The organism is Variovorax sp. 01T432 (assembly GCF_056398605.1).
This window is the reverse complement of sequence record NZ_JBFTPS010000003.1, coordinates 205,775-230,313: the sequence shown is the minus strand read 5'-3', so window position 1 is coordinate 230,313 and position 24,539 is coordinate 205,775. Positions and strand designations below refer to the sequence as shown.

Annotated in this window: 19 protein-coding genes, 2 tRNA genes and 1 pseudogene; 14 read left to right on the top strand and 8 right to left on the bottom strand. The window is 67.3% G+C overall.

Annotation, left to right across the window (positions count from 1 at the left end):
* Positions 1–63 precede the first annotated feature (63 nt).
* Both AC1DNF_RS03905 and AC1DNF_RS03900 read right to left on the bottom strand, forming a co-directional pair.
* Complete coding sequence (locus tag AC1DNF_RS03905) at positions 64–972, bottom strand: dienelactone hydrolase family protein (RefSeq protein WP_478147224.1); 909 nt, start codon at positions 970–972, stop codon at positions 64–66.
* Positions 973–1,043: 71 nt separating this feature from the next.
* The gene (locus AC1DNF_RS03900) at positions 1,044–1,820 is read right to left on the bottom strand and encodes an aspartate/glutamate racemase family protein (RefSeq protein WP_478147223.1); all 777 of its coding nucleotides are present in this window, start codon (positions 1,818–1,820) and stop codon (positions 1,044–1,046) included.
* A gap of 191 nt (positions 1,821–2,011) precedes the next feature.
* On the opposite strand from AC1DNF_RS03900, the pseudogene AC1DNF_RS03895 reads away from it, so the two are divergent.
* Both AC1DNF_RS03895 and AC1DNF_RS03890 read left to right on the top strand, forming a co-directional pair.
* Positions 2,012–3,097: pseudogene (locus tag AC1DNF_RS03895) on the top strand (FAD-dependent oxidoreductase); the annotation flags it as partial.
* 49 nt (positions 3,098–3,146) lie between these two features.
* Complete coding sequence (locus AC1DNF_RS03890; protein ID WP_478147222.1) at positions 3,147–4,676, top strand: IS1634 family transposase; 1,530 nt, start codon at positions 3,147–3,149, stop codon at positions 4,674–4,676.
* Positions 4,677–4,745: 69 nt separating this feature from the next.
* Here AC1DNF_RS03890 and AC1DNF_RS03885 read toward each other — a convergent pair whose 3' ends face one another.
* The 3 genes from AC1DNF_RS03885 to polA form a co-directional block, all read right to left on the bottom strand.
* The gene (locus AC1DNF_RS03885) at positions 4,746–5,648 is read right to left on the bottom strand and encodes a LysR family transcriptional regulator (RefSeq protein WP_478147221.1); all 903 of its coding nucleotides are present in this window, start codon (positions 5,646–5,648) and stop codon (positions 4,746–4,748) included.
* Positions 5,649–5,673: 25 nt separating this feature from the next.
* Positions 5,674–6,975: a M20/M25/M40 family metallo-hydrolase gene (locus AC1DNF_RS03880; protein WP_478147220.1), complete on the bottom strand. Its 1,302-nt coding sequence runs from the start codon at positions 6,973–6,975 to the stop codon at positions 5,674–5,676.
* Between the two features lie 131 nt (positions 6,976–7,106).
* Entirely contained in the window at positions 7,107–9,899 is a 2,793-nt protein-coding gene (gene polA, locus AC1DNF_RS03875; RefSeq protein ID WP_478147219.1) for a DNA polymerase I, read from the bottom strand.
* A 98-nt stretch (positions 9,900–9,997) separates the two neighbouring features.
* Here polA and AC1DNF_RS03870 point away from each other — a divergent pair, with 98 nt between their 5' ends.
* The 3 genes from AC1DNF_RS03870 to AC1DNF_RS03860 are packed head-to-tail and all read left to right on the top strand — an operon-like array spanning position 9,998 to position 12,285.
* Positions 9,998–10,393, top strand: coding sequence for a hypothetical protein (locus tag AC1DNF_RS03870; RefSeq protein WP_478147218.1), 396 nt, complete (start codon positions 9,998–10,000; stop codon positions 10,391–10,393).
* Positions 10,394–10,399: 6 nt separating this feature from the next.
* Positions 10,400–11,491, top strand: coding sequence for a homoserine kinase (locus AC1DNF_RS03865; protein WP_478147217.1), 1,092 nt, complete (start codon positions 10,400–10,402; stop codon positions 11,489–11,491).
* Positions 11,488–12,285 (top strand): BPSS1780 family membrane protein, encoded by a 798-nt coding sequence (locus tag AC1DNF_RS03860; protein ID WP_478147216.1) that lies wholly within the window; start codon positions 11,488–11,490, stop codon positions 12,283–12,285. Before AC1DNF_RS03865 ends, AC1DNF_RS03860 begins: the two co-directional genes overlap by 4 nt.
* Positions 12,286–12,324: 39 nt before the next feature.
* On the opposite strand, the gene AC1DNF_RS03855 is transcribed toward AC1DNF_RS03860, so the two are convergent.
* Entirely contained in the window at positions 12,325–14,697 is a 2,373-nt protein-coding gene (locus AC1DNF_RS03855; protein WP_478147215.1) for a UvrD-helicase domain-containing protein, read from the bottom strand.
* A 218-nt stretch (positions 14,698–14,915) separates the two neighbouring features.
* On the opposite strand from AC1DNF_RS03855, the gene AC1DNF_RS03850 reads away from it, so the two are divergent.
* The gene (locus AC1DNF_RS03850) at positions 14,916–15,893 is read left to right on the top strand and encodes a GMP reductase (RefSeq protein ID WP_478147214.1); all 978 of its coding nucleotides are present in this window, start codon (positions 14,916–14,918) and stop codon (positions 15,891–15,893) included.
* 21 nt (positions 15,894–15,914) lie between these two features.
* Here the strand turns inward: AC1DNF_RS03850 and AC1DNF_RS03845 are convergent, their stop codons facing one another.
* On the bottom strand, positions 15,915–16,781 hold the full coding sequence (locus AC1DNF_RS03845; RefSeq protein WP_478147213.1) for an alpha/beta hydrolase: 867 nt from the start codon (positions 16,779–16,781) through the stop codon (positions 15,915–15,917).
* Between the two features lie 87 nt (positions 16,782–16,868).
* Here AC1DNF_RS03845 and AC1DNF_RS03840 point away from each other — a divergent pair.
* A tRNA-Ala gene (locus AC1DNF_RS03840) sits at positions 16,869–16,944 on the top strand.
* Between the two features lie 52 nt (positions 16,945–16,996).
* Here AC1DNF_RS03840 and AC1DNF_RS03835 read toward each other — a convergent pair.
* Entirely contained in the window at positions 16,997–17,704 is a 708-nt protein-coding gene (locus AC1DNF_RS03835; RefSeq protein WP_478147212.1) for an SDR family NAD(P)-dependent oxidoreductase, read from the bottom strand.
* Between the two features lie 182 nt (positions 17,705–17,886).
* Between AC1DNF_RS03835 and AC1DNF_RS03830 the strand changes: the two genes are divergently transcribed.
* The 7 genes from AC1DNF_RS03830 to tssG all read left to right on the top strand — a co-directional run bounded on the left by AC1DNF_RS03830 (position 17,887) and on the right by tssG (position 24,538).
* Positions 17,887–17,962: transfer RNA gene (locus tag AC1DNF_RS03830), tRNA-Lys, on the top strand.
* Between the two features lie 675 nt (positions 17,963–18,637).
* The gene (gene tssB, locus AC1DNF_RS03825) at positions 18,638–19,201 is read left to right on the top strand and encodes a type VI secretion system contractile sheath small subunit (protein WP_478147211.1); all 564 of its coding nucleotides are present in this window, start codon (positions 18,638–18,640) and stop codon (positions 19,199–19,201) included.
* Between the two features lie 55 nt (positions 19,202–19,256).
* On the top strand, positions 19,257–20,753 hold the full coding sequence (tssC, locus tag AC1DNF_RS03820; protein ID WP_478147210.1) for a type VI secretion system contractile sheath large subunit: 1,497 nt from the start codon (positions 19,257–19,259) through the stop codon (positions 20,751–20,753).
* A 30-nt stretch (positions 20,754–20,783) separates the two neighbouring features.
* The gene (locus AC1DNF_RS03815; RefSeq protein ID WP_478147209.1) at positions 20,784–21,272 is read left to right on the top strand and encodes an Hcp family type VI secretion system effector; all 489 of its coding nucleotides are present in this window, start codon (positions 20,784–20,786) and stop codon (positions 21,270–21,272) included.
* Positions 21,273–21,309: 37 nt separating this feature from the next.
* The gene (gene tssE / locus AC1DNF_RS03810) at positions 21,310–21,765 is read left to right on the top strand and encodes a type VI secretion system baseplate subunit TssE (protein ID WP_478147208.1); all 456 of its coding nucleotides are present in this window, start codon (positions 21,310–21,312) and stop codon (positions 21,763–21,765) included.
* A 2-nt stretch (positions 21,766–21,767) separates the two neighbouring features.
* Positions 21,768–23,531: a type VI secretion system baseplate subunit TssF gene (gene tssF, locus AC1DNF_RS03805; protein WP_478147250.1), complete on the top strand. Its 1,764-nt coding sequence runs from the start codon at positions 21,768–21,770 to the stop codon at positions 23,529–23,531.
* Positions 23,495–24,538 carry a type VI secretion system baseplate subunit TssG gene (tssG, locus tag AC1DNF_RS03800; RefSeq protein ID WP_478147207.1) on the top strand — a complete coding sequence of 348 codons (1,044 nt, stop codon included), beginning with the start codon at positions 23,495–23,497 and terminating at the stop codon, positions 24,536–24,538. Before tssF ends, tssG begins: the two co-directional genes overlap by 37 nt.
* Position 24,539: the final 1 nt, after the last annotated feature.

Below are 24,539 nucleotides of genomic sequence, written 5' to 3'. Positions count from 1 at the left end.
GTGGACAAAAAGCAAAAGCCGTCCAGGGGACGGCTTTCGATGGAAAGCGGCTCGCGGCTGCGGCTAAGCGACGCCGTTGGCCTTGAACCAGGCCAGCGCGCGATCCCACCCGTCCTCGGCTGCCTGCCTGACATAGCTGGGCCGGTAGTCGGCATGGAACGCATGGCCCGCTTCGGGGTACACGACGAACCGTGAGGCCTTGGCTTGCGGGGTGCCGGTCGCCAAGACCGATTTCATCTTATCAAGCGTGTCAAGGGGGATGCCCTGGTCCTTGCCACCGTAGAGGCCCAGCACGGGCGCCTGAAGGCCGGCGGCCACATCGACGGGATTCCGGGGCGCCAGCTCACTGGGATGGCCGACCAGGCGCCCATACCAGGCGACGCCCGCCTTCACCTTGCCCGTGGCCGCGTAGAGCCAGACGAAGCGCCCGCCCCAGCAGAAGCCGGTGACGCCGGCCTTGCCCGGATCGCCGCCATGGGCGCCCGCGAACTTCAGGGCGCCGTCGAGGTCGGCGAGCACCTGGGCATCCGGCACCTTGCTGACGATGTCCGCCATCAGTTTCGGAATGTCGGTGTAGCTCTTCGCATCGCCCTGCCGCGCATAAAGGTCGGGCGCGATCGCCAGGTAGCCCAATTGGGCGAAGCGGCGGCAGATGTCGGCGATGTATTCGTGCACGCCGAAGATCTCCTGGATCACCAGCACCACCGGCAGGCCGCTCCCGCCGGCCGGCGAGGCGGCATAGGCGGGTACGTCGAAGCCGTCGACCTTGTACTTCACGAAGCCGGCGTTGAGGCCTTCGGCGGACGTGTGGATGGCGGTCTGCGCCATGACCGGCAAGGTCGCGGCGGCATAGCCGATGCCGATGGCGGCCTTGAGCGCGCCGCGGCGGGTGGCGCCCCGCGCCGTGGCATCCCCTGGACGCAGCGAGTCGAAATCGGCCTGCAGCCCGGAGGAGGTCTCGTGTCGAGGCATGGGGCTGACTCCTGAATGATTCGGGGAACAAGGATGACCGGCGCGCGAAGCGCTGGCCGCAATGTAGGCGATCAGGCGAGAGCGTGCGCGGCGGGCACCGATACCCCGCCATAGGCGCGGGTCGCCAGCGCGGATGCGAGCACCTCGGCCGGATCGACCAGCGAGACGCCCGCGACCGCCGGCGAAGCGCGCAGGCCGAGCGGGATCTCGGTGCAGCCCATGACGAGGGTGACCGGCCCGTGGCGATGCACGAGGCGCGCCGCGACCTCGCCGAAGCAGTCCTGCGCGAGGCGCATGTCGCCCGCCTTGACGCCGTCGTAGATGCCGCGCATCAGCATCCGGCGCTCCTCGGCAAGCGGGAGGTGGCACGACACGCGCGCGTCGGCGAGGGCCTGCTCGTAGAGGCCGACACGGTAAGTGCCTGCCGTGGCCATCAGCGCCGCGTCGCGCACGCCCCGCGCCGACAGGTGCGATGCGACTTCGCGTGCCACGTGCAGCAGTTCGAGCCGTGGAAAGCGCGCCTGCAGCGCGGGGTGCCACGCGTGCGCGGTGTTGCACGCGATGGCGACCGCCCGGCAGCCGAGCGCCGACAGCTTGCCCAGCGCGTTCAGCATCGGCTCCAGCGGCTGCGCGGCGCCGGGGGCATCGGATTCGAGCGCGCGGGTGCGGTCGGGCACGGGAACCTGTGCAAGCCAATGCTCCGGATAGCCCTGGTCATGCACCGCCTCGCCGCGCGCGCGCATGCGCCGGGCGCAAGCTTCGACGAAGAGCCGGATGAAGTCGGCTCCCGCGGCGGGCCCCATGCCCCCGAGGATGCCGACGGGCTGCGGCGATGCGAAGGCGTTCATGCGGACCGAGTTTAGGAACGTTCGCGCGCGCGTCACAATTCCTTTTGCACCAGCGGCCATGACCAAAAGTTATGGGGCATTGCCATGCCGGGCATGTGCCTTGGCTATGGCCCGTGAGGGTATTGGCATGGCCCGCCGTTGCAAGGCCGCCCTAGAGTGACGCCATGCCAACCAACAACAGGGGATGCGTCATGCATGTGTGTGTGCTGGGTGCCGGCGTCGTGGGTCTGGCCACAGCCTGGCAGCTCAACCGAGAGGGCTTCGAAGTCAGCGTGATCGACCGCGCGATGCCCGGCGCGGGCGCCAGCGGCGGCAATGGCGCGCAGTTGAGCTACTCGTACGTCCAGCCGCTGGCGGACCCGGCGATCTGGCGGCAGCTGCCCAAGCTGCTGCTCTCGCCCTCCTCCCCGCTCAAGCTGCGACCGCGGCTCGATCCGCTGCAATGGCGCTGGGGCATGGCCTTCCTGGCGGCCTGCAAGGCAGCCACCTCGCACGAGACCACAGCGCGGCTGCTGGCGCTGGCCGCGCTCAGCCGCGAGGCCTTCGACGAGATGCGCGCCGATGTCGCGCCGGACTGCGATTTCTCCGCGACCGGCAAGCTGGTGCTCTACGACAGCGCGAGCGCTCTCGATGGCGCTCGCAGGCAGCTCGAGTTGCAGCGGACGATGGGCAGCGAGCAGCGCCTGGTGACGCCCGAGGAGTGCACGGCCATCGAGCCCGCGCTGGCGAGCTATCGAGGGCGGATCGCGGGCGCCATCCACACGCCGAGCGAATGCGCCGCCGACTGCCTCAAGGTCTGCACCGAACTCGAACGGGTGTTGCGCGCGCGCGGTGTGCGCTTCATGCTCGGCACCGATGTGCGCGGCTTCGACGCGCGAGAAGGCCGTGTCGCCGCGGCGCGGACGGAGGCCGGCGATGTCGAGGCCGATGCCTTCGTCCTGGCGCTCGGCGCGGCCTCGCACCGCCTCGGGCGCCAGCTCGGCGCCGACCTGCCGGTCTATCCGCTCAAGGGCTACAGCATCACGGTCGACGTGGACGCGGCACCGGGCGCGGCGCCGACGGTGAGCGTGACCGACAGCGCCCGCAAGGTGGTGTTCGCCCGCATCGGATCGCGCCTGCGCATCGCGGGCATGGCAGAACTCGTGGGGCACGATGCGAGCATTCCGGCCACGCGCATCGAGGCACTGGTCGAGGCGACGCGCAACGTGTTCCCCGGCGCCAGTCGCCTCGAAGCGCTGCACCCCTGGACCGGCATGCGGCCGGCGACGCCGACCGGCGGCGTATGTTTACCTTGTAAATTCGGGTTCGTTTACTACCATGTAACGCATGTACATCGAGACCGTCCCCAACCGCCACTCCCCACCCGCCGTCCTGCTGCGCGAGGGCTATCGCGAAGGCGGCAAGATCGTCAAGCGCACCCTGGCCAACCTGTCGCACTGGGACGCGCAATTGGTGGAGCACTTTCGTCTCCTGCTCAAGGGCGGCGTGGCCGTGGAGTCGCTCGACGCGGTCATGACCATCGAGCGCAGCTTGCCCCACGGCCATGTGGCCGCCGTGCTCGGTGCAGCGCGCGCCTGCGGGGCCGAGAAGTGGTTTGCCAGCGCGCCCGAGGAGTTGCGATCGGTGCTGCTGGCCATGCTGTGCGCGCGCGTGCTGGGGCCCGCTTCCAAGCTGGCCACCCATCGCATGCTGCATGACGACACCGCCACCAACTCGCTGGGGCGCGTGCTGGGGGTGGGCCAATGCCAGGCCGACGATCTGTACCGCGCCCTGGACTGGCTGCATGAGGCACAGCCCACCCTGGAGCGCGCCTTGGCGCGCAAGCACCTGGTGGGCAGCACGCTGGTGCTTTACGACCTCACCTCGACCTGGCTGACGGGGCACTGCTGCGAGCTGGCCGCCCGGGGCCATTCGCGCGACGGCAAGCGTGACGACCCGCAGATCGTCTTCGGGCTCGTGTGCACGGCCACCGGAGTGCCCATCGCGGTGGAGGTGTTCGCGGGCAATACGGCCGACCCGAGCACCGTGGCCCCCCAGGTGAGCAAGCTCAAGGAACGATTCGGCATCGAGCGCATGGCCTGGGTGGGTGACCGCGGCATGCTGACYTCCGCGCGCATCGAGCAGGTGCTGCGTCCTCAGGCGCAGGACTGGATCACCAGCCTGCGCGCACCCCACATCGCGCAGCTGGCTGCCGAGCACGGCCCCTTCCAGCCGTCGTTGTTCGACGAGCGCAACCTCATCGAACTCACCAGCGGGCAGTTCCCCGGTGAGCGCCTCGTCGTGTGCCGCAATCCGCTGCTGGCCACCGAGCGGGCACGCAAGCGCGGCGAGTTGCTCGCGGCCACCGAGCTGGACCTGGCCAAGATCGCTGCGGCCACCCAGCGCGCGCGCCGTGCGCTGCGCGGCCAGCAGGTCATCGCCTTGCGCGTGGGCCGTGTCATCAATCGCTTTCACATGGCCAAGCACTTCGAGCTGAGCATCACCGACACCACGCTAAGTTGGACGCGCAAGACCGACGCGATCGCCGCCGAGGCGGCGCTGGACGGCCTGTACGTGATCCGCACGAGTCTGGGCGCAGACCAGCTCGACGCCGCGGCCACCGTGGCCGCCTACAAGAGCCTGGCCCATGTCGAGCGGGCCTTCCGCTGCATGAAGACGATCGACCTGCATGTGCGCCCGGTCTTCCACTACAACGCCGAGCGCGTGCGCGCCCACGTCTTGCTGTGCATGCTGGCCTACTACGTCGAGTGGCACATGCGCGAGTGCTTGAAGCCCATCGTCATCACCACCCGCCCCACGCCCATCCAGGCCAAAGCCTTCAAGCTGCTCGGCGTGAACCCCGTCTGTTCCCAGTAGCGCACCCGCACATTTCAAGAATGTCTCGACGAATCAAGGGCTTGTGTGCAGCACTCTTCAAAGCTCGGCCTAATCCATCTCCTCGATCGCCTCCCGCATGAAGCGCGTGATGCTGCGCACGGCCACGGAGTCCGGCTTGCCGGCGAAGCGAAGCGCGCGGATCGGCACGGGAATGTGCGGCTCCAGCGTCAGCACGTCCACCTTGCCCGGATCGGCCGAGCTCGCCGTGCAGGCATCGACCAGCGCGACGCCCAGCCCGTGGTGCGCCATCGCCAGCGCCGCGTGGTAGGTCTGCACCGTGACCACGGCTTGCTGGAAGCCCACGCCGGCCTGCCGGCAGGCCTGGCTCAGGCTGGTGCCGACAGGGTCGCGGCTGTCGAGCCCGACCACCGGTACGCTGACGAGGTCATGCAGCGCCACGGAACCGTTGCGCAGCAGCGCGCGCGGCAGCATGCCCTTGGGCGCGACGCACACCATGCGGCTGTCCGCCAGCGCCTCCTGCGTGAGGGACGGATGCACCGCCGGACTGAAGGCAAAGCCGACGTCGGCCTCCTGCAGCAGCAGCGCCGACATGATCTGCGGCGAATGCAGAGACTCCACCGTGACGGCCACCGCCGGATGCGTCTGGCGGAACTTCTTGAGCGCGCGCGGCAGCACTTCATAGCTGAGCGCGAGCACGGTGAGAATGCGCAGCTCGCCGGCATCGCTGGCCGTGCGCAGGTTGGCCGCGAGGCGCTGCACCTCGTCGAGCTGCGCGAACAGCCGCTCGATGTGCGGATACAGCGCCAGCGCCTCGGTGGTCGGCGCGAGCCGGCCCTTGGCGCGCTGGAACAGCGGAAAGCCGAGCTGGATCTCGGCGTGCTGCAGGGTCCGGCTGACCGCGGGCTGCGTGATGTTGATGAGGCGCGCCGCCGCGCTCACGCTGCCGGTGAGCATGATGGCGTTGAAGACCTCGATGTGACGCAGGCGCATCGCGGGTGCCGAATGATGAATGCGGCTACTGGCTGGCCGCCTTGCCGACCTTGCCCCGGGCGATGTCCATGATCAGCTGGGTCGACAAATAAAGCCGCGGCTCGATCGAATCGAGCAGCACGTACTCGGCATCGGCCGAATGCGCGCCGAAACCCTGCAGCCCGAAGCGCTCGACCACCGCCGCGCGGGTCTTCAGGGCGGCGAAGGCGGCGTCGGTGCCGCCGCCGGCGGCCTTGTCGTCGGCGCCCAGTTCCCGCCCCAGGTCCTTGTAGATCGCCTGCGCGTGCCGGGCCAGCACCAGCGATGCCTCATTGGCTTCCAGCGGCGGACGACGGCGCTCGAACTTCATCTCGACCTTGGCCTGCGGCACGAGCTGCGTCTTCACGCGCTCCTGCACCTGCTTCTCGATGCGGTCGTAGTCGCTCACCTTCAGCACGCGGATGTCGGCGCCGGCGGTGGCTGAGGCCGGGATCACGTTGCGGTTGGTGCCCGCGCGTGCGATGGTCCAGTTCATCTTGAGGCCGGTCGCGGGGTCCGACAGGTCACGCATCTGCAAGACCTGGTACGAGAGCTCGTAGAGCGCGTTCACGCCCAGTTCCGGCGACGAGCCGGCATGCGAGGCCTTGCCCGTGACGTTGAGCGTGACGGACGCGATGCCGGCCGTGGCGAGCGAGAGCTTGTCGCCCCGGATGGGGGCGCCTTCGTAAGACATCACCACGTCGTGCTCGCCGCCCAGGCGCGTGATGAGGTTGCGCGCGCCAGGCGAGCTGATCTCCTCGTCGCCATTGATCAGCACGGTGAGGGTGCCGTATTCCTTGAAGTCCAGCGCCTTGAGCATTGCCACGGTGTGCGCGATGACCGCGATGCCCTGCTTGTCGTCCGCGATGCCCAGGCCGTAGGCCTTGTCGCCTTCGATCCGGAAGGGCTGCCGGTTCAGCATGCCGATCTGGTAGACCGTGTCCATGTGCGCGATCATCATGATCTTCGCGGTGCCCGTGCCCTTGAAGGTGGCGCGCACGATCTTGCCGATCTTCTCCGGCGTGTCCTCCATGCGGTAGGCATCGGCGGAGGGATCGATCAGCTCGACCTGCCCGCCCAGCGCCCTGAACTTCTCGGCCACCAGGTTGGCGATCTTGTCGAGGCCGTCGAGGTCGCGGCTGCCCGACTCGACCGAGACCAGCTGGCTCAGCGTCTCGAGCAGCGCGGGTTTCTCCTTCGCGGCGAGCGAAGCGATGCGCGGATCGGGCGCGGCAAGGGCGCCCGCGCAGGCGGTGGCGAGCACGGCGACCAGGAAGGCCGCGCGGGTCAAAGCGTTCGCAGTAGTCAATTCAGCTCCAGTCGTTCCAAGTCTCGGTTCCAGAAACACCGCGGAGCCGGCTCAGCCGGTCCGCCGGTGTTGCCCCCGGCGAGGGGGAAGGCGAAGCGACACGAAGTGCGCGCGGCCTGGGGGAGAGTTCATCAATGTGCCTTGTCCCAATTGGGACCGAAGCCGATCTCGGCGAGCAGCGGCACCTTCAGATCGGCCACGCCGGCCATCAGCCGCGGGATCTCGGTGCGAACCCACTCGACCTCGTCCTCGGGCACCTCGAACACCAGTTCGTCGTGCACCTGCATGATCATCTTCGTGCGCCGCTTCTCGGCGTCGAGCACATCCTGCACCTTCACCATGCTCAGCTTGATCAGGTCGGCCGCCGTGCCCTGCATCGGCGCGTTGATGGCCGCGCGCTCGGCGCCGCCGCGGCGCGGGCCGTTGGGCGAATTGATCTCGGGCAGGTAGAGACGCCGGCCGAACACGGTCTCGACGTAGCCCTGCCGCTTGGCCAGCGCCTTGGTCTCGTCCATGTAGATCTTCACGCCGGGATAGCGGGCGAAATAGCGATCGATGTAGGAGGCCGCGGCCTTGGTCTCGATGCCGAGGTTGCGCGCCAGGCCGAAGCTGCTCATGCCGTAGATCAGCCCGAAGTTGATCACCTTCGCATAACGGCGCTGCTCGCTCGACACCTGCTCCACCGCCACGCCGAAGACCTCCGCCGCCGTCGCCCGGTGCACGTCGATGCCTTCCTTGAAAGCGCGCAGCAGCGACTCGTCGCCGCTGATGTGGGCCATGATGCGCAGCTCGATCTGCGAATAGTCCGAGCTGGCGATCACGCTGCCCGAGGGCGCCACGAAGGCCTCGCGCACGCGCCGGCCCTCCGCCGTGCGGATGGGGATGTTCTGCAGGTTCGGGTCGTTGCTCGACAGGCGCCCCGTCACCGCGACCGCCTGCGCATAGTGCGTGTGCACGCGCCCGCTGCGCGGATTGGCCAGCTGGCCGAGCTTGTCGGTGTAGGTGCCCTTGAGCTTGGAGAGGCCGCGGTGCTCGAGGATCTTGGCCGGCAGCGGATAGTCTTCGGCCAGCTTCTCCAGCACTTCCTCGTCGGTGCTCGGCGCGCCGCTCGGCGTCTTCTTGACGACCGGCAGGCCGAGCTTGGTGAAGAAGATCTCGGCGATCTGCTTGGGTGAACCGAGGTTGAAGGGCTGGCCGGCGATGTCATAGGCCTCCTGCTCCAGCTCCATGATCCGCTTGCCGAGCTCGTGGCTTTGCGCGGCCAGCGTGGGCGCGTCGATCAGCACGCCGTTGCGCTCGATGCGATAGAGCGTCTCGCTCGAAGCCATCTCGAGCTCGTAGACGAAGCGCAGCTTGTCGTCGGCTTCCAGCCGGGGCCAGAGCGCCAGGTGGACGTCGAGCGTCTGGTCGGAGTCCTCGCACGAATATTCGGCGGCCTTGTCGATGGAGACCTGGCTGAAGGAGATCTGGTGCGCGCCCTTGCCGCACAGGTCTTCGTAGTCGATGCCGCTGCGGCCCAGATGCCGCTCTGCCAGGCTGGCGAGCCCGTGCGGCTTGTGCACTTCGAGCACGTAGCTCTGCAGCATGGTGTCGTGCGCGTAACCCTGCACCTCGATGCCGTGATTGGCGAACACATGACGGTCGTACTTGACATGCTGGCCGAGCTTCTTCCTCGATCCGTCCTCCAGCCAGGGCTTGAGCCTGGCCAGCACCTCATCGAGGGGCAACTGGGCAGGCGCGTCGGCGTAGTTGTGGGCGAGCGGAATGTAGGCCGCCTCGCCGGGCTTCACGCTGAAGCTCAGGCCCACGATCGTCGCGCGCATTTCGTCGAGCGAGGTGGTTTCCGTGTCGACCGCGACGAGCTCCGCCGCCTGGATCTTCGCGAGCCAGGCGTCGAAGGCTTCCCAGGTCATCACGGTGTCGTAGGCCAGGTTGGAGGCCTTGGCCACCGCCTCGAAGCCCGGATCGTCGAACAGGCCGGTGCCGCCCTCGGTTCCCCCCTTCTTCCTGTTCGCCTCGATCATCTCGGGCGACACCTCGTGGGCCTCCAGCGTCTTCACGAGGCTCTTGAAGCCGTACTGCTCGTAGAAGGACTTGAGCGCATCGATCTGCTGCGCCCCGATGGCAATCCCCTCCAGCGCCGGCAGGCCCTCCACGTGGGCGTCGAGATCGCAATCGGTGCGGATGGTCACGAGGCGCCTGCTGAGCGGCAGGCGGTCGAGCGCCTTGCGCAGGTTTTCGCCGGCCTGGCCCTTGACCTCGCCGGCGCGCTCCATCAGCGCGTCGAGCGAACCGTATTCGAGCAGCCACTTGGCCGCCGTCTTCGGCCCCACCTTCTCGACGCCCGGCACGTTGTCGACGACGTCGCCGACGAGCGTCTGGTAGTCGATCATGAGATTCGGCGGCACGCCGAACTCGGCCGTCACGCCGGCGACATCGCGCTTCTTGCCGTTCATCGTGTCGATGATGGTGATGTGCTCGTCCACCAGCTGGCTCATGTCCTTGTCGCCGCTGGAGACGATCACCTCGACGCCCTGTCGCGCGGCCGTGCAGGCGAGCGTGCCGATCACGTCGTCGGCCTCGATCTCCGGCACGCACAGCACCGGCCAGCCGAGGAGGCGGACCACCTGGTGGATCGGCTCGACCTGGCTGCGCAGGTCGTCGGGCATGGGCGAGCGGTTCGCCTTGTACTGCGGGTACCAGTCGTCGCGGAAGGTCTTGCCCGGCGCGTCGAAGACGCAGGCCGCGTAGTCGGCCCGGACCTCGCGGCGCAGCGCCTGCATCATGTTGATCATGCCGCGGATGGCGCCGGTGGCGGGGCTGCTGGCATCCCCCGGAACGGCGCGCAGATCGGGCATGGCGTGGAAGGCGCGGTAGAGGTAGCTCGATCCGTCGACGAGCAGCAGCGTTTTCTTGTCGGTCATCGATGCATTTTGCCGTGCCGCGAACGCGTTCCCGCGCGACGGCAAAGATCGTTCCCCGCTTACACGCGAGATGAAGGACGGCACCTACAATCCAGATCATGTCCTCCATTCAACTCCAGCCCGTTCGCCGCGCCCGCCTGGCTGCCTTGGCTGTCCTGGCATTGGCCTGCGCGGCGCCCATTGCCGTCGTCCACGCCCAAAGCGCGCCTCAGCCCGCGCCATCGGGTCCGGATCCGCAGGAGCGCGCGCAGGAACGCGCGGAAGGCCGAAAAAACCAGAAGATCGAGCATATCCACGTCGAGGACGGCGGGGCGAGCGTCGACGAATTGCGTGTCGGCGGCCGGACGCAGAGCATCACCGTGCAGCCGAAGGCCAAGGTGCCCGCCTACGAGGTGCGGCCGAGCGGCGAAGGCAATGGCACCGACCGCCAGGGACCGGCCGAGACGGGCACCAACGGCAATGGCCCGCGGGTCTGGAACGTCATGAAGTTCTGAGCGGCGGTGGCGGTTTTTACTGAAGTCGGGTTCGACGAGGCCGATGCGCTGGTGCAGCGCCTCGGCCTGGGCCCGCTGCGCGCGCTTCGCGGCATCGAAGGCGGCATCGAGAACACCAACTACTTCGCGACCACGGAGTCGGGCGAATTCGTCCTGACGCTGTTCGAGCGCCTGGGCGCGGAGCAGCTTCCTTACTACCTTTGCCTGATGAAGCACCTCGCGGGGCAAGGCCTGCCGGTGCCCGAGCCTGTGGCGGACCCGGCGGTCGCACCGCCCAAGGGGCATGCGCTCTCCATTCCCCCCAACGCGCCCTGCGAGCTGCTGCACACGGTGGCCGGGAAGCCGGCGGCGGTGGTGCAAAGGCTCAGTGGCAAGAGCGAACTGGCGCCCACGACGGCGCATTGCGCCGAACTGGGCCGGCTGCTGGCCCGCATGCATCTTGCCGGCCGCAACTTCCCGCGGCTCCAGCAGAATCTGCGCGGGCTGTCGTGGTGGAACGACACCGCCCCCGTGGTGCTGCCGCACCTGGATGCCTCGCAGGCGGCGCTGCTTCGCGCCGAGCTGGCCTACCAGAACCACGTGGCCCAGTCTTCGGCCTATGCCGCGCTGCCGCGCGGCCCCGTCCATGCCGACCTGTTCCGCGACAACGCGATGTTCGCCCTCGACGCCGAGAGCCATGCGCCGCGGCTGACCGGCGTATTCGATTTCTACTTCGCCGGCACCGACACATGGCTTTTCGACCTGGCCGTTTGCCTCAACGACTGGGCCATCGACCTGAAGAGCGGGCGGCACGATGCCGACCGCGCCGAGGCCCTGCTTGCCGCCTATGCCACCGTGCGGCCCCTGATCGGCGCCGAGCGGGCCCTCCTGCCGGCCATGCTCCGGGCGGCGGCGCTGCGCTTCTGGATCTCGCGGCTGTGGGACTTCCACCTGCCTCGGGAAGCGAGCATGCTCAAGCCCCATGACCCGACCCACTTCGAGCGCGTGCTGCGCGAACGCGCCCGGGCGAAGCGCTCGCCCTTCGCGCCTTTCGCGGCTACCGCCTCTCCCATGCCCGAGCGCGCCACCGAAACGCTGGCCGAGCAAACTCCCCGATGAAACTCAATCTCGTGCCCGCGCGCACCGGCGTGCTGTGGGTCCGCACCGGGCTCAAGGCCTTCGCACGGCAGCCCTTCGCCTTCATTTCCCTGTTCTTCTTCTTCATGGCGCTGGTGTCGATCGCCTCGCAGATCCCCCTGGTGGGCAGCATCCTCGCGCTGATGCTGTTGCCCACGATGACCCTGGGCCTGATGGCTGCCACCGCGCAGGCGGCGGGCCCCGAGAAACCGCCCGCCGGCACGGTCTTCCTGGCGGCGGTGAACGCGGTGCGCGCCGATGCGCGGCCGATGCTGGTGCTGGGGGCCCTCTACGCGGGGCTGTTCCTGCTGGTGATGGCGATCTCCGCGCTGGCCGATGGCGGGCAGTTCGCCCGCGCCTACCTGTTCGGCGGTCCCCTCACGCGCGAACTGGCGGAGACCACCGAGTTCCAGGTGGCGCTCTGGATCACGATGGCCCTCTACCTGCCGTTGTCCCTGGCGTTCTGGCATGCGCCGGCGCTGGTGCATTGGCACAAGATTCCACCGGCCAAGAGCCTTTTCTTCAGCTTCGTGGCCTGCTTCAGGAATTTCGGCGCGCTCACCGTTTTCGGCCTGGTCTGGGTCGGCGTGTGCATGGCGACCGGCATTGTGCTGAGCCTGGTCGCGAGCCTGCTGGTCGCTGTCGGCGCGATGGGCGCGGGCGACGGGGCATCGGCCGCCGGCGGCGCGGTGATGATCGGTGGCGCGCTGGTGATGGCGGCGATGTTCTTCACCAGCACCTGGTTCACGTTCCGGGACAGTTTCAACGCGGATTGATGCAGGCGCCTGCGGGCGAACGCGAACCCGCGACGCGGGCTAGACCGGCGTCAGCTTCGCCACAGACAGCGCCAGCCACTTCACCCCATGGCGCGGGAAATTCACCTGCGCGCGCGCATCGTCTCCAGAGCCTTCGAGCGCGAGCACCGTGCCTTCGCCGAACTTGTTGTGGAACACCTGCATGCCCGAACGCAGGCCATGCGAGGGCGCGGCCTTCTGCGGCGGCACCGGCGGGCTGGCGAAGCTGTCCTTGGAATAACCGCCACCACCCCCGCCGCGTGTGGTCGCATAGCCGCCGCCGTAGCCGAAGGCCGAGGGCGTGAAGCCCTGGTTCTTCGGCGTCAGCCACTTGAGCGCAGCTTCCGGGAGTTCGTCGAAGAAACGGCTCTTGACGTTGTAGCGCGTCTGGCCGTGCAGCATGCGGGTCTGCGAATGGCTCAGGTAGAGGCGCTGGCGGGCGCGCGTGATGGCCACATACATCAGCCGGCGCTCTTCCTCCAGGCTTTCGTTGTCGCTCATCGAGTTCTCATGGGGGAACAGACCCTCCTCCATGCCGGTGATGAACACGCAATCGAATTCGAGTCCCTTGGCCGCATGCACCGTCATCAATTGCACGGCATCCTGACCGGCCTGCGCCTGGTTGTCGCCCGACTCCAGCGCGGCGTGCGTGAGGAAGGCGGCCAGAGGACTCAAGGTTTCGCCCGTTTCCGCGTCGGGCGCCAGCGGCTCGTCGCTGAGGGGGAGATTCGGGTCGATGCCCTGGCTCGCCGGCGACTGCCGCAGCTCGTCGACCGGCAGCGCCACCGCATCGCGGCCGAAGCCCTCCTGCGTGACGAAGCTCTCCGCCGCGTTCACCAGTTCTTCCAGGTTCTCGACGCGATCGGCGCCCTCGCGGTCGGCCTTGTAGTGCTCGATGAGGCCGCTGTGATCGAGCACCAGCTCGATGATCTCGCGCAGCGACATGCCCTGCGTCTGCTCGCGCAGCACGTCGATCTTGGCGACGAAGCCGGAGAGATTGGTGCCGGCCTTGCCGCCCACCGCGCTCACCGCGTCGTGCAGCGAGCGGCCGGCGGCGCGGGCCGCGTCCTGCAGTTGCTCGATGCTGCGCGCGCCGATGCCGCGCGGCGGGAAGTTGACGATCCGCATGAAGCTGGTGTCGTCGTCCTTGTTCTCCAGCAGGCGCAGATAGGCCAGGGCGTGCTTGATTTCGGCGCGCTCGAAGAAGCGCAGGCCGCCGTACACCCGGTACGGCACCGCCGCATTGAAGAGCGCCGTTTCGATCACCCGGCTCTGCGCGTTGCTGCGGTAGAGCACGGCCATCTCCTTGCGCTCGATGCCCTCGCGCACGAGCTGGCGCATCTCCTCGACCATCCACTGCGCCTCGGCGAAATCGCTCGTCGACTCATAGACGCGCACCGGCTCGCCCGGGCCCTGGTCGGTGCGAAGGTTCTTGCCGAGCCGCTTCGTGTTGTGGCTGATCAGCGCGTTGGCGGAGTCGAGGATGTTGCTGAAGCTGCGGTAGTTCTGCTCCAGCTTGATCTGGTGCGTCACCTGGAACTCCTGCACGAAGTCGGCCATGTTGCCCACGCGCGCGCCGCGGAACGCATAGATGCTCTGGTCGTCGTCGCCGACGGCGATCACGCTGTTGTGGCCCGGCACGAAACGGCCTTCGACGGTCGTGCCCGAGAGCATCTTGATCCATGCGTACTGCAGGCGATTGGTGTCCTGGAATTCGTCGATCAGGATGTGGCGGAAGCGCCGCTGGTAGTGCTCGCGCACCGGGTCGTTGTCGCGCAGGAGCTCGAAGCTGCGCAGCATCAGTTCGCCGAAGTCGACCACGCCCTCGCGCTGGCATTGCTCTTCATAGAGCTGGTAGAGCTCGACCTTCTTGCGGTCGTCCTCGCTGCGGATCTCGATGTCGCGCGGGCGCAGGCCGTCTTCCTTGGCGCCCGAGATGAAATACTGGGTCTGCTTGGCCGGGAAGCGCTCGTCGTCGACGTTGTACTGCTTCATCAGCCGCTTGATCGCCGAAAGCTGGTCTTGCGTGTCCAGGATCTGGAAGGTGGACGGCAGGTTGGCCAGCTTCCAGTGCGCGCGCAGGAGACGGTTGCACAGGCCGTGGAAGGTGCCGATCCACATGCCGCGCACGTTGACGGGGAGCATCGCGCCCAGCCGCGTCATCATTTCCTTGGCCGCCTTGTTGGTGAAGGTGACGGCCAGAATGCCGCCGGGCGAGACCTGGCCGGTCTGCAACAGCCAGGCGATGCGGGTGGTCAGCACCCGCGTCTTGCCCGAGCCGGCGCCCGCGAGGATCAGCGCATTGCCGGCGGGCAGCGCGACGGCGGCGCGCTGCTCCGGGTTGAGGTTTTGAAGCAGCGGCGAATCTGCGGCGGCCGCGAGGTCTGTGAACATCCGTCGATTGTAGAAAGCATGGCGTATGCGGGTTATATGAAGCCGCGGAATGCGGCCGGGAGGCCGGGCGCGTAAACTCAGTCACCGGGCCCAAGTTTCTTGCGTCCGGTTTTTTGTGCGCGTTTTCCGTTGCGAAAACGCCCGAAAGAGCCGGCCGGACCAAGCGCTCGACACCCCGTTTCCACGGGGGCCTTCAGTTCAACAGGAGCTTGGTTCTCATGCAGATATTCGACTACGACAACATCCTTCTGCTGCCGCGCAAGTGCGTGGTGGAAAGCCGTTCGGAATGCGACGCCAGCATCACGCTGGGCAGCCGCAGCTTCCGCATCCCCGTCGTGCCGGCCAACATGAAGACCGTGGTCGACGAGACCATCTGCACCTGGCTCGCGCAGAACGGCTACTTCTACGTGATGCACCGCTTCGACCTCGACAACGTGAAGTTCGTGAAGGACATGCATGCCAAGGGCGTGTTCGCCTCGATCTCGCTGGGCGTGAAGAAGCCGGACTACGACACGGTGGACCAGCTCGTCGAAGCCGGCCTGACGCCCGAATACATCACGATCGACATCGCGCACGGGCATGCCGACACCGTGAAGAACATGATCGCCTGCCTGAAGCAGAAGCTGCCGAAGGCTTTCGTGATCGCGGGCAATGTGGGCACGCCCGAGGCCGTCATCGACCTGGAGAACTGGGGCGCGGATGCGACCAAGGTCGGCATCGGCCCGGGCAAGGTCTGCATCACCAAGCTCAAGACCGGCTTCGGCACGGGCGGCTGGCAGCTGTCGGCGCTCAAGTGGTGCGCGCGCGTGGCGACCAAGCCGATCATTGCCGACGGCGGCATCCGCGACCACGGCGACATCGCCAAGAGCGTGCGCTTCGGCGCCTCGATGGTGATGATCGGATCGCTCTTCGCCGGTCACGAGGAATCGCCGGGCAAGACGGTGGAAGTCGACGGCGTTCTCTACAAGGAGTACTACGGCTCTGCCAGCGACTTCAACAAGGGCGAGTACAAGCACGTCGAGGGCAAACGCATCCTCGAGCCGATCAAGGGCCAGCTGGCCGACACGCTGGTGGAGATGGAGCAGGACATCCAGAGCTCCATCAGCTATGCCGGCGGCCGCAAGCTCATGGACGTCCGCAAGGTCAACTACGTCATGCTCGGTGGCGACAACGCGGGCGAACATCTGCTGATGTGACGCCGCACGGCGCGGCCGCGCTCAGGCTTCGAGGAGTTGCACGGCGTGAGCGTGAAGCCGGTGCGAGGGATCGGCCAGCGCATCGACGATGCTGAAATGGTGCAGCCCCGGCAGCACCTCGCAGACCGGTACCGCGTTGCGGCCCCAGGCCTGGCGGATCGAGGCGTTGTGCCGGATGAACTCCTCGCTCTCGTCCCCGCCCGCCACCGCATAGAGCTGGCCGCGCCGCGGCGCCTGCCACAGCGCGGGGCTGGCGCGCAAGATGTCCGCGTCGGTCAGGCGAAGCACCTTCTCCAGGAAGGGCGTGCGCTGCAAGGGCCGCAGATCGTAGAGGCCCGAGATCGACAAGGCGTTGCGCACCAGGTGCGCCGGCAGATCGGGCGCGACAGCCTTCCAGTCGCAAGCCAGCAGCATCGCCGCCATGTGGCCGCCCGCCGAATGGCCGGCGACGGTGATGCGCGAAGGGTCGCCGCCGTATGCCGCGACATGGCGCCAGGTCCACTCGAGGGCGCGCACCATCTGCAGGACGATACCGGGGACGGTCACGGGCCGGTCGGCGGTGCCGGGGCACAGGTCGTAGTTGGGCACCACCACACACATGCCGCGATCGTTGAACACGGGCGCGACGAAGGAATGGTCGCTCTTGTCCAGCGCGCGCCAGTAGCCGCCGTGGATGAACACCAGCACGGGCGCGTCCGGCACCGGCGCCGGGAAGATGTCGAGCGTTTCCTTCGGCCCGCCGCCGTAGCGCTCGTCGAGCCGGCACGGCACGCTGGCGCGCGCCGCGGCCGAGTCGCGCGCCCAGCGCTGCAGGTAGGCCGGATGGTCCGACACGCGCGCCATGTTGTTGTACATCTCTTCCAGCCAGGCGGGGTCGTGAGAGGCCATGCGCTTGTTCCTTGGATCGAAAGGCGCGCATCTTGGCATGACGGCGTGCGCCGACGCGCCGGTTCCGGTTAAAATTCGACCTGCGTTGGGGGGGTAGCTCAGCTGGGAGAGCGCCGCGTTCGCAATGCGGAGGTCGTGAGTTCGATCCTCATCCTCTCCACCAACACTTCGTCAAAAGGCCTCGGCACCCGCCGGGGCCTTTTCTTTTTCCGGCCTCAGGCGTCGAGCGTCAGATGCTGGCCGTGCAGCGCGGCGGCAGCCGGCGAGGCCAGGAAACCGATAGTCTGCGCCGCCACTGCCGTCGACACCCATTGCGCCGGATTCGCGCCGGGCATGGCCTGGCGGTTGGCCGGCGTGTCGAGCACGCTGGGAGCGACGCTGTTCACGTTGATGCCGTGCGGCGCCAGTTCGACGGCGGATGCCTCGACCAGGCGTTGCAAGGCGCTTTTCGATGCGATGTAGGCTGCCATGGCGGCGGCTCCGCGCGCGGCGGTCTTGGCGGTCACGGCGATCACGCTGCCGGACTTGCGCTCGATCATCGACGGGACCAGCGCCTGCGTCACCGCGACGAAGGACCAGGCGTTGAGGTTCATCATCCGGTCCCAGGACTCGCGGCTCATGGCATGCACCTGCTCGCCCATCTCGAAGCCGCCCGCGATGTGCACCAGCGCGTCGACCTGCTTGAACGCGCCAAGAATACGCTGCGCCGCGTCGGCCATCGATGGCAAGGACGTCACGTCGGCTTGCACAAGCAGATGCTGCGAGTTGTCCAGGCCCGGGAAGGCGCTGAGGAGGTGCTCCATCCGGTGATCGAGCAAGGCGAGGCGGGCGCCCTGCTCGAGAAAATGCTGCACGACGGCGCGGCCGAGCGCGCCGGCCGCGCCTGTCACGACGACGTGCCGGGGCATGATGGCTTCGGTCATTGGATACTCCTGGGTTGGACAGGCATCCTAACGCTCGCGTCAGTGCCGACCGCCCCTGTGCGGCTCGTGAAGATGCGCAACGCGATCCGGAAATCTCGCGCATTTTTGAGCGGGTCCACGGAAAGCCCCCTGACCTGTGGCTATAATCGTGGGATTGCCTGAATGACAGTAATGTGAATCAGGGGCTCTTAGCTCAGTTGGTAGAGCAGCGGACTCTTAATCCGTAGGTCGAGTGTTCGAGTCACTCAGGGCCCACCAGCAATCTCGTATCCAGCATAGGAACGGCGCTATCGATTTCGGTAGCGCCGTTTTCTTTTGCGCGTCTCACGGCCATGGCGTTTCCCGGCCATTGAGCGGGCCACTGTGTGTGCACCGCCGCCTCGCCCGCCTCCTCTTCGAATCCGCAAGCCGCCCGGCGACGCGGTGAACTCGCCAAATCAATTGCCCATTCCGACACCGGACCCGCAATCGATCTATTGAGCGCATCAGCAATCCGAGTTGAATGCATGCACCCAATCGCCTGCAGATGCCAATAGTCCAAATGGACTGCCGGATAGAAAAGTCGGCGCAACGCCAATTAGTTCATGTCGGCACACCCCCGCGCGTGGGGTCTCGCGGAGCTGAATACCAGGTCATTGCAGCGCCTCATGGTCCAGATCCACAGGCCTCATGACGCCAGCGTGACGACCCGCTTCACGGTGTGCCGCACTGTTGCTTCATCACGACTCGCGCCGGCACCGCATTCAATTGAATTAATGCTTTAGATTTAACCAATTGAAGTTACAAGTCAAAGGGTTCGCAATAATTGTAAATAGATGCATACTGCGCTCCGTTCCGGTAACTCGCGCAGTTCTGCGCCGCGTCCCCACCTCGACGAACCACCGGTCCTTCAACCTTTTTCCAGTCAATTCAATCCTTTTCTGAGAGCAAAAAATGTCGAATAGCTTGCAAAAATGGGTCGGACGTAATCGTCCTCCGCGCGTCCAGATCACGTATGACGTCGAGATCGGTGACGCTGTCGAAAAGAAGGAACTCCCGCTGGTTGTCGGCCTCCTGGCCGACCTGTCGGGCCAGCCGGCCCAGCCGCTGCCCAAGCTCAAGGAACGCCGCTTCGTCGAAGTCGATCGCGACAATTTCGACGAAGTCCTGGGCAACATCGCTCCCCGGCTCGACCTGTCGGTGCCCGACACGATGAAGGGCGAGGGCAATCTGAAGATCGAGCTGAACTTCAATGAGTTCGGCGACTTCCATCCCGAATCCATCGTCCGCCAGGTGCCGCGCCTGGCCAAGCTCCTCGAGGCTCGCCAGCAATTGCGCGACCTGCTCGCCAAGCTCGACGGCAATGACGAACTCGACGATCTGCTCGAAAGCGTCGTGCAGAACAGCGAAGACCTCAAGACGGTTCAAAGCCAGGCCAAGGCCGACACGGGCAACGCGGCCGCGGAAGCCCCCGCCGACGTCAAGTCGTCCTCCGAAGCCGAAACCCCGGCAGCGTAATCAACCTGTCGGCCGCTCCGATGGGCGTCCGATACTTTTTTGAATGGTGATAGAGATGGCCACGAAATCCAAAGCCGCCGACGCCGGCGGCACAACAACCGTCACGACCAGCGACATGGGCTTGCTGGACAAGATCGTCTTCGAGGGCAACATGGTGACCGAGCCTTCGCAGAGCCCCTATGCGAAGAAGCTGATCGGCCAGCTGGCTTCGCAGATCCTCGACGAAGGCATGAAGACCAGCCCCGACAAGGGCGTGGTCACGCTGATCAACGAGCGCGTCGCGGAGATCGACCGCCTGCTCACCGACCAGCTCAACGCGATCCTGCATGCGCCCGAGTTCCAGGCGCTCGAAGCCTCCTGGCGCGGCCTGCGCGACCTCGTGGTCGGCACCGAGACCGGCACGGGCCTGAAGCTGCGCCTGCTCAATGTGAGCAAGAAGGACCTGCTCAAGGATCTGGAGACCGCCGTCGACCACGACACCAGCGTGCTCTTCAAGAAGATCTACGAAGAGGAATACGGCACCTTCGGCGGCCACCCCTACTCGCTGCTGATCGGCGACTACTACTTCGGCCGCCATCCGCAGGACATCGCCCTGCTCGAGCGCATCTCCCGCGTGGCCGCCGCCGCGCACGCGCCCTTCATCGCCGCCGCCGCCCCGAGCCTGTTCGACTTCAAGTCCTTCACCGAGCTCGGCGTTCCGCGCGACCTGTCCAAGACTTTCGAGAGCGCCGAACTCGCCGCCTGGCGCGGTTTCCGCGAATCGGAAGACTCGCGCTATGTGTCGCTGGTGCTGCCCAGCTATGCGGCACGCCTGCCCTACGGCGCCAAGACCATCCCCGTGGAGAACTTCAACTACGAGGAAGACGTCGACGGCTCCGACCACTCCAAGTACCTCTGGGCCAACGCGGCCTACCAGCTCGGCCTGCGCATCACGGATGCCTACGCCAAGTACGGCTGGACCACGGCCATCCGCGGCGTCGAAGGCGGCGGCAAGGTCGAAGGCATGGTGGCGCACGCCTACAAGACCGATGAAGGCGACATCGCACTGAAGCCGCCGACGGAAGTCACGATCACCGATCGCCGCGAAAAGGAGCTCAGCGACCTCGGCTTCATCGCCATCGTCAATTCCAAGGGCTCGAACTCGGCGGCCTTCTTCGGCGGCCAGACCGTGAACAAGCCCAAGGTCTACGACAAGGACAGCGCCAACGCCAACGCGTCGGTGTCGGCCCGCCTGCCCTACGTGCTCGCGGCCTCGCGCTTCGCGCACTACCTCAAGGTCATCGTGCGCGACAAGGTCGGCAGCTTCCAGACCCAGGGCGACCTGCAGAAGTACCTCAACAACTGGGTTGCCAACTACGTGCTGCTGAGCCCGTCGGCGCCGCAATCGCTCAAGGCCCAGTATCCGCTGAGCCAGGCGCGCGTGGACGTGACGGAAGTGCCGGGCAAGCCGGGCTCGTACCGCGCCATCGCCTTCCTCAAGCCGCACTTCCAGCTCGAGGAACTGAGCGCCTCCATCCGCCTCGTGGCAGACCTGCCCGCCTCCGCCGCCTGAGCGGCCTGAACCCACACAACATCGACTGACATGAGCAACTTCGCCCTCATCAAGATCCCGACCATCGTCGGCCAGACCACCATCGAAGGCTACAAGGACAACCTCGAAGTGCTGTCCTACAGCCATGGTGTCGCCATGCAGGTCACGCACGGCGTGTCCAACTCGGAACGCACGGCCGGGCGGCCGAACTTCCAGGACTTCACTATCACGCGCTACTCCGACTCGGCCACGCCGCAGTTGATGCAGGCATGCGCGGGCGGCACGACCCTCAAGGGCGACACCGTCTTCACCATCGCTCGCAACGACGAGTCGGCCGCGGTGCTGCCGCTGATCGTCATCACGCTGGCCAATGTCGTGATCACCAGCATCAGCATGTCCGGCGGCGGCGACATGCCGGTGGAAACGGTCACCCTCAACTTCACCCACATGAAGCTGGACTACACGGTGCAGAAGGCCGAAGGCGGCAAGGAAGGCGTCACGCCTTTCGTGTTCAACCTCGCGACGAACAAGGCGGCCTGAGCGCCGTTTCGCATCATCCAGCGGCAGATTCCACGCCATGTCTGAACTCGTCAAGGGCGTGGCCGCCCCCCTGTTCGACCGGTTGGCATCGGACCCGCCGGAGCAGGGCGGTGGCAAGCTCGAAACGATGGAAGCCCTGCAGGCCTCCATCGGCCGCGAGCTCCACCGGCTCCTGAATACCCGTTCCCGCCTCGGCCTCGGCGGCTACGCACAGGGCGATGGCTCGGTGCTCGAATACGGCGTGCCCGATTTTTCGGCGCTCAGCGCGCAAAGCGCCGCCGACATGGGCCACCTGCAAACCGCATTGCGCCTGGCGGTCGAACGCTACGAACCGCGGCTCGCCGATGTGACGGTGGAGGTCGAGGCCTCGCCGCGCGCCCATGAGATCGCGCTCATCCGCATCGGCGCGCAGGCCAGGGTGGGCATCGAAGTGCGCCGCGTGGACTTCGAAATGCTGCTCGGTGCGCCCGACAGCTTCATGAGAGTCGAGTGACAGTGTCCGACATCCAGCACAGTGACCTGCTTCAGTACTACAAGCGCGAACTGTCCTATCTGAGGGGGCAAGGCGCCGATTTCGCGCGCCGCTACCCCAAGGTCGCCTCGCGTCTCGCGCTGCACGGCGGCGAATCGCTCGACCCGCATACCGAACGGCTGATCGAATCCGTGGCCTTTCTTTCGGCGCGCGTGCACCGGGACCTGGACCAGGAGTTCCCCGACATCGCCTACGCCCTGCTGGACAACCTCTGCCCTTCGCTGGTCCAGCCCCTGCCCTCGATGTCGGTGGCGCAGTTCGAGCTCGACCCGACCCAGGGCAAGGTCACGGCCGGCTTTCGCGTCGCGCGCCACACGATGCTGCACGCGCGCACCACCCAATCCCAGGAATGCCGCTTCCGCACCGCGTGGGAGACCGTGCTCTGGCCCCTGCGCATCACGCAGGCCGCCATCGACACCGACGCCGTGCTTCGCCTCACGCTCGAATGCGGCCCGGAGATGGATTTCTCCCAGCTCGAGATCGACAGCCTGCGCATCCACCTGCAGGGCGACTGGATGACCACCATGCCGCTCTACGACGCCCTGGTCTCCGGCGTGCGCTCGGTGAGCGTGGCGCCCGAAGGCGGCGCCCCGCAGATGCTCCCGGCCGACGCCTGGCGCGAAGTCGGCTATGCCGAGGGCCAGGAGGTGCTGCCGCAGCCCGCCAACGCGCAGCCCGCCTATGGCCTGCTGCAGGAGTACTTCGCGTTCCCGCGCAAGTTCCACTTCTTCGATCTGCATCACCTGCGTTCGCGCCTCGGCCGTGGCCGGCGCTGCGAGCTGGTGTTCCAGCTCGACCGTCCCGCCCGCGCCCTGCGGCACGTCGACGCCGACAACTTCCAGCTCGGCTGCACGCCGATCGTGAACCTGTTCCCGCGCGTGAGCGAGCCCATCGTGATGGACCAGCGCCACTACGAATACCTGCTGACGCCCGATCGCCAGCGCGAGGCCTTCACCGAAGTGCATTCCATCGTCTCGGTCGTCGCCTCCGACCCCGACGCCGACAAGCCCATCGACGTGCCGGGCTTCGCCGCGCTGGGCCACATCGACGCCGACAGCGGCTCGGTGTTCTGGACCTCGCGGCGCGAGACCAGCCTGCGCGACAACATCCCGGGCACCGACGTCTTCCTGTCCTTCGTCGACCCCACCCGCGAACCGCGCCAGCCCGCGCAGCCGGTGGTCTATGCCCACCTGCTGTGCACCAACCGGCGCCTGGCCGAGCAAGTGCCGGTGGGTGCGCGCCTCGTCGCCGAAGGGGCGCCCCAGCCCACGCACGTGCGCTGCCTCTACGAGCCCACGGCGCAGCGCGATCCGCCGCTGGGCAGCGAGACGCTGTGGCGCCTGGTGTCGCTGCTCACCCTGAACCACCAGTCGCTGGTCGACGGCTCGACCGGCCGCGAGCAGCTGCGCGAGATGCTGCTGCTGTTCGCCTCGGACGGCCGGCGCGACCACGCGCAGATCCGCGGCATCGCGGGGCTCTCTGCCCGCAGCATCACCGCCCACATGGGCACCGAAGGCTGGCGCGGCTACTGCCGCGGCACGCAGGTCACGCTCGAGTTCGAGGAGGATGCCTTCGTCGGCGGCTCCCCGCTCCTGATGTCGGCCGTGCTCGCGCGCTTCTTCGCGATGTACACCTCGGTCAATTCATTCGTTCGCCTGGTGGTCCGCCAGGGCGATGAAGTGAGGAAGCAATGGGAGCCGATGACCGGCCGCCAGGTCGTGCTGTGATCGACCAGCTCAGCGCCCGTCCGCAGGGCTTCAACCTGTTCCAGGCGATCAGCCTGCTCGAGCGCGCCGCGCCCGAGGCGGTGGCCGTGGGGCGCTCGCAAGGCCCGCGCGAACGCGAGGCCGTCCGGCTGCACGCCTTCGTCTCGCTGGCTTTCGAGGCCAGCGACGTGCGCGCGGTCGGGGGCGAGGCGCAGACCGGGGAGCCCTTCACGCTCAGCACCTCCGCGCTTTCGCTGGCGGGCACCGGCGGCCCGATGCCGCTGTCGTTCACCGAACTCCTGCTGGAGCGCCGCGCGCGCCGCGACCACGCCACCGCCGACTTCCTCGACATCTTCAACCATCGCTTCCTGGCCTTTCTCTACCGCAGCCGGCGCAAGCATCACGTGGCGCTCAGTCCCCGCTCGCCCACGCAGTCCACCCTCGCCACGACGCTCGATGCCGCCAGCGCGCTCGGGCTGCACTCGGGCGTGCGGGCGCCGGACGGCAGCGCCCTGTGGCTGCGCCATGCGGGCCTGCTGGGCGGCGCGCCGCGTTCCATGACCGGGCTGCTGGCCATGCTGCGCGACCGCCTCGGCGTCCAGGTGCAGGGCACGCAGTTCCGCGGCGGCTGGCGCACGCTGGAGCCCGACGCCTGCGCGCGCCTGGGCACGGGCACGCGGCTGGGACAGACGCAGAGCCAGCCCGCCGTGCTCGGCAAGCGCGTCTGGGACCAGGGCGCCGGCGTGCGCCTGGCCTTCAGCGGGCTGAGCCGGCAAGGCCTGCGCGGCCTGCTGCCCGGCGGCGCCGAGCACGCGCTCGCGCAATGGCTGGTGCGCCGCTTCGTGCCGCAGGACCTCGACGTCGAGATGGAACTGAGCCTCGCGCCCACCGAAGTGCGCAGCAGCGTCCTGGGCGCCGCCAACCCGATGCGCCTGGGCTGGACCTCCTGGGTCGCGGGACCGGGCTTCCGCGGCAGCCTGCCCCCCGTTCAACGCAAGCTGGCGGACGCAAGCGCCGCCGGCGCCTGAA

Excerpts from the sequence above, each read along its gene's own strand:
- AC1DNF_RS03845 (WP_478147213.1), bottom strand. The coding sequence starts at position 16,781 with ATGGCCTCTCACGACCCCGCCTGGCTGGAAGAGATGTACAACAACATG.
- AC1DNF_RS03870 (WP_478147218.1), top strand. The coding sequence starts at position 9,998 with ATGTCCTCCATTCAACTCCAGCCCGTTCGCCGCGCCCGCCTGGCTGCC.
- AC1DNF_RS03850 (WP_478147214.1), top strand. The coding sequence starts at position 14,916 with ATGCAGATATTCGACTACGACAACATCCTTCTGCTGCCGCGCAAGTGC.
- AC1DNF_RS03905 (WP_478147224.1), bottom strand. The coding sequence starts at position 972 with ATGCCTCGACACGAGACCTCCTCCGGGCTGCAGGCCGATTTCGACTCG.
- tssE (WP_478147208.1), top strand. The coding sequence starts at position 21,310 with ATGTCTGAACTCGTCAAGGGCGTGGCCGCCCCCCTGTTCGACCGGTTG.
- AC1DNF_RS03900 (WP_478147223.1), bottom strand. The coding sequence starts at position 1,820 with ATGAACGCCTTCGCATCGCCGCAGCCCGTCGGCATCCTCGGGGGCATG.
- polA (WP_478147219.1), bottom strand. The coding sequence starts at position 9,899 with ATGACCGACAAGAAAACGCTGCTGCTCGTCGACGGATCGAGCTACCTC.
- AC1DNF_RS03835 (WP_478147212.1), bottom strand. The coding sequence starts at position 17,704 with ATGACCGAAGCCATCATGCCCCGGCACGTCGTCGTGACAGGCGCGGCC.
- AC1DNF_RS03815 (WP_478147209.1), top strand. The coding sequence starts at position 20,784 with ATGAGCAACTTCGCCCTCATCAAGATCCCGACCATCGTCGGCCAGACC.
- AC1DNF_RS03855 (WP_478147215.1), bottom strand. The coding sequence starts at position 14,697 with ATGTTCACAGACCTCGCGGCCGCCGCAGATTCGCCGCTGCTTCAAAAC.
- tssB (WP_478147211.1), top strand. The coding sequence starts at position 18,638 with ATGTCGAATAGCTTGCAAAAATGGGTCGGACGTAATCGTCCTCCGCGC.
- tssG (WP_478147207.1), top strand. The coding sequence starts at position 23,495 with ATGGGAGCCGATGACCGGCCGCCAGGTCGTGCTGTGATCGACCAGCTC.
- AC1DNF_RS03860 (WP_478147216.1), top strand. The coding sequence starts at position 11,488 with ATGAAACTCAATCTCGTGCCCGCGCGCACCGGCGTGCTGTGGGTCCGC.
- AC1DNF_RS03885 (WP_478147221.1), bottom strand. The coding sequence starts at position 5,648 with ATGCGCCTGCGTCACATCGAGGTCTTCAACGCCATCATGCTCACCGGC.
- tssC (WP_478147210.1), top strand. The coding sequence starts at position 19,257 with ATGGCCACGAAATCCAAAGCCGCCGACGCCGGCGGCACAACAACCGTC.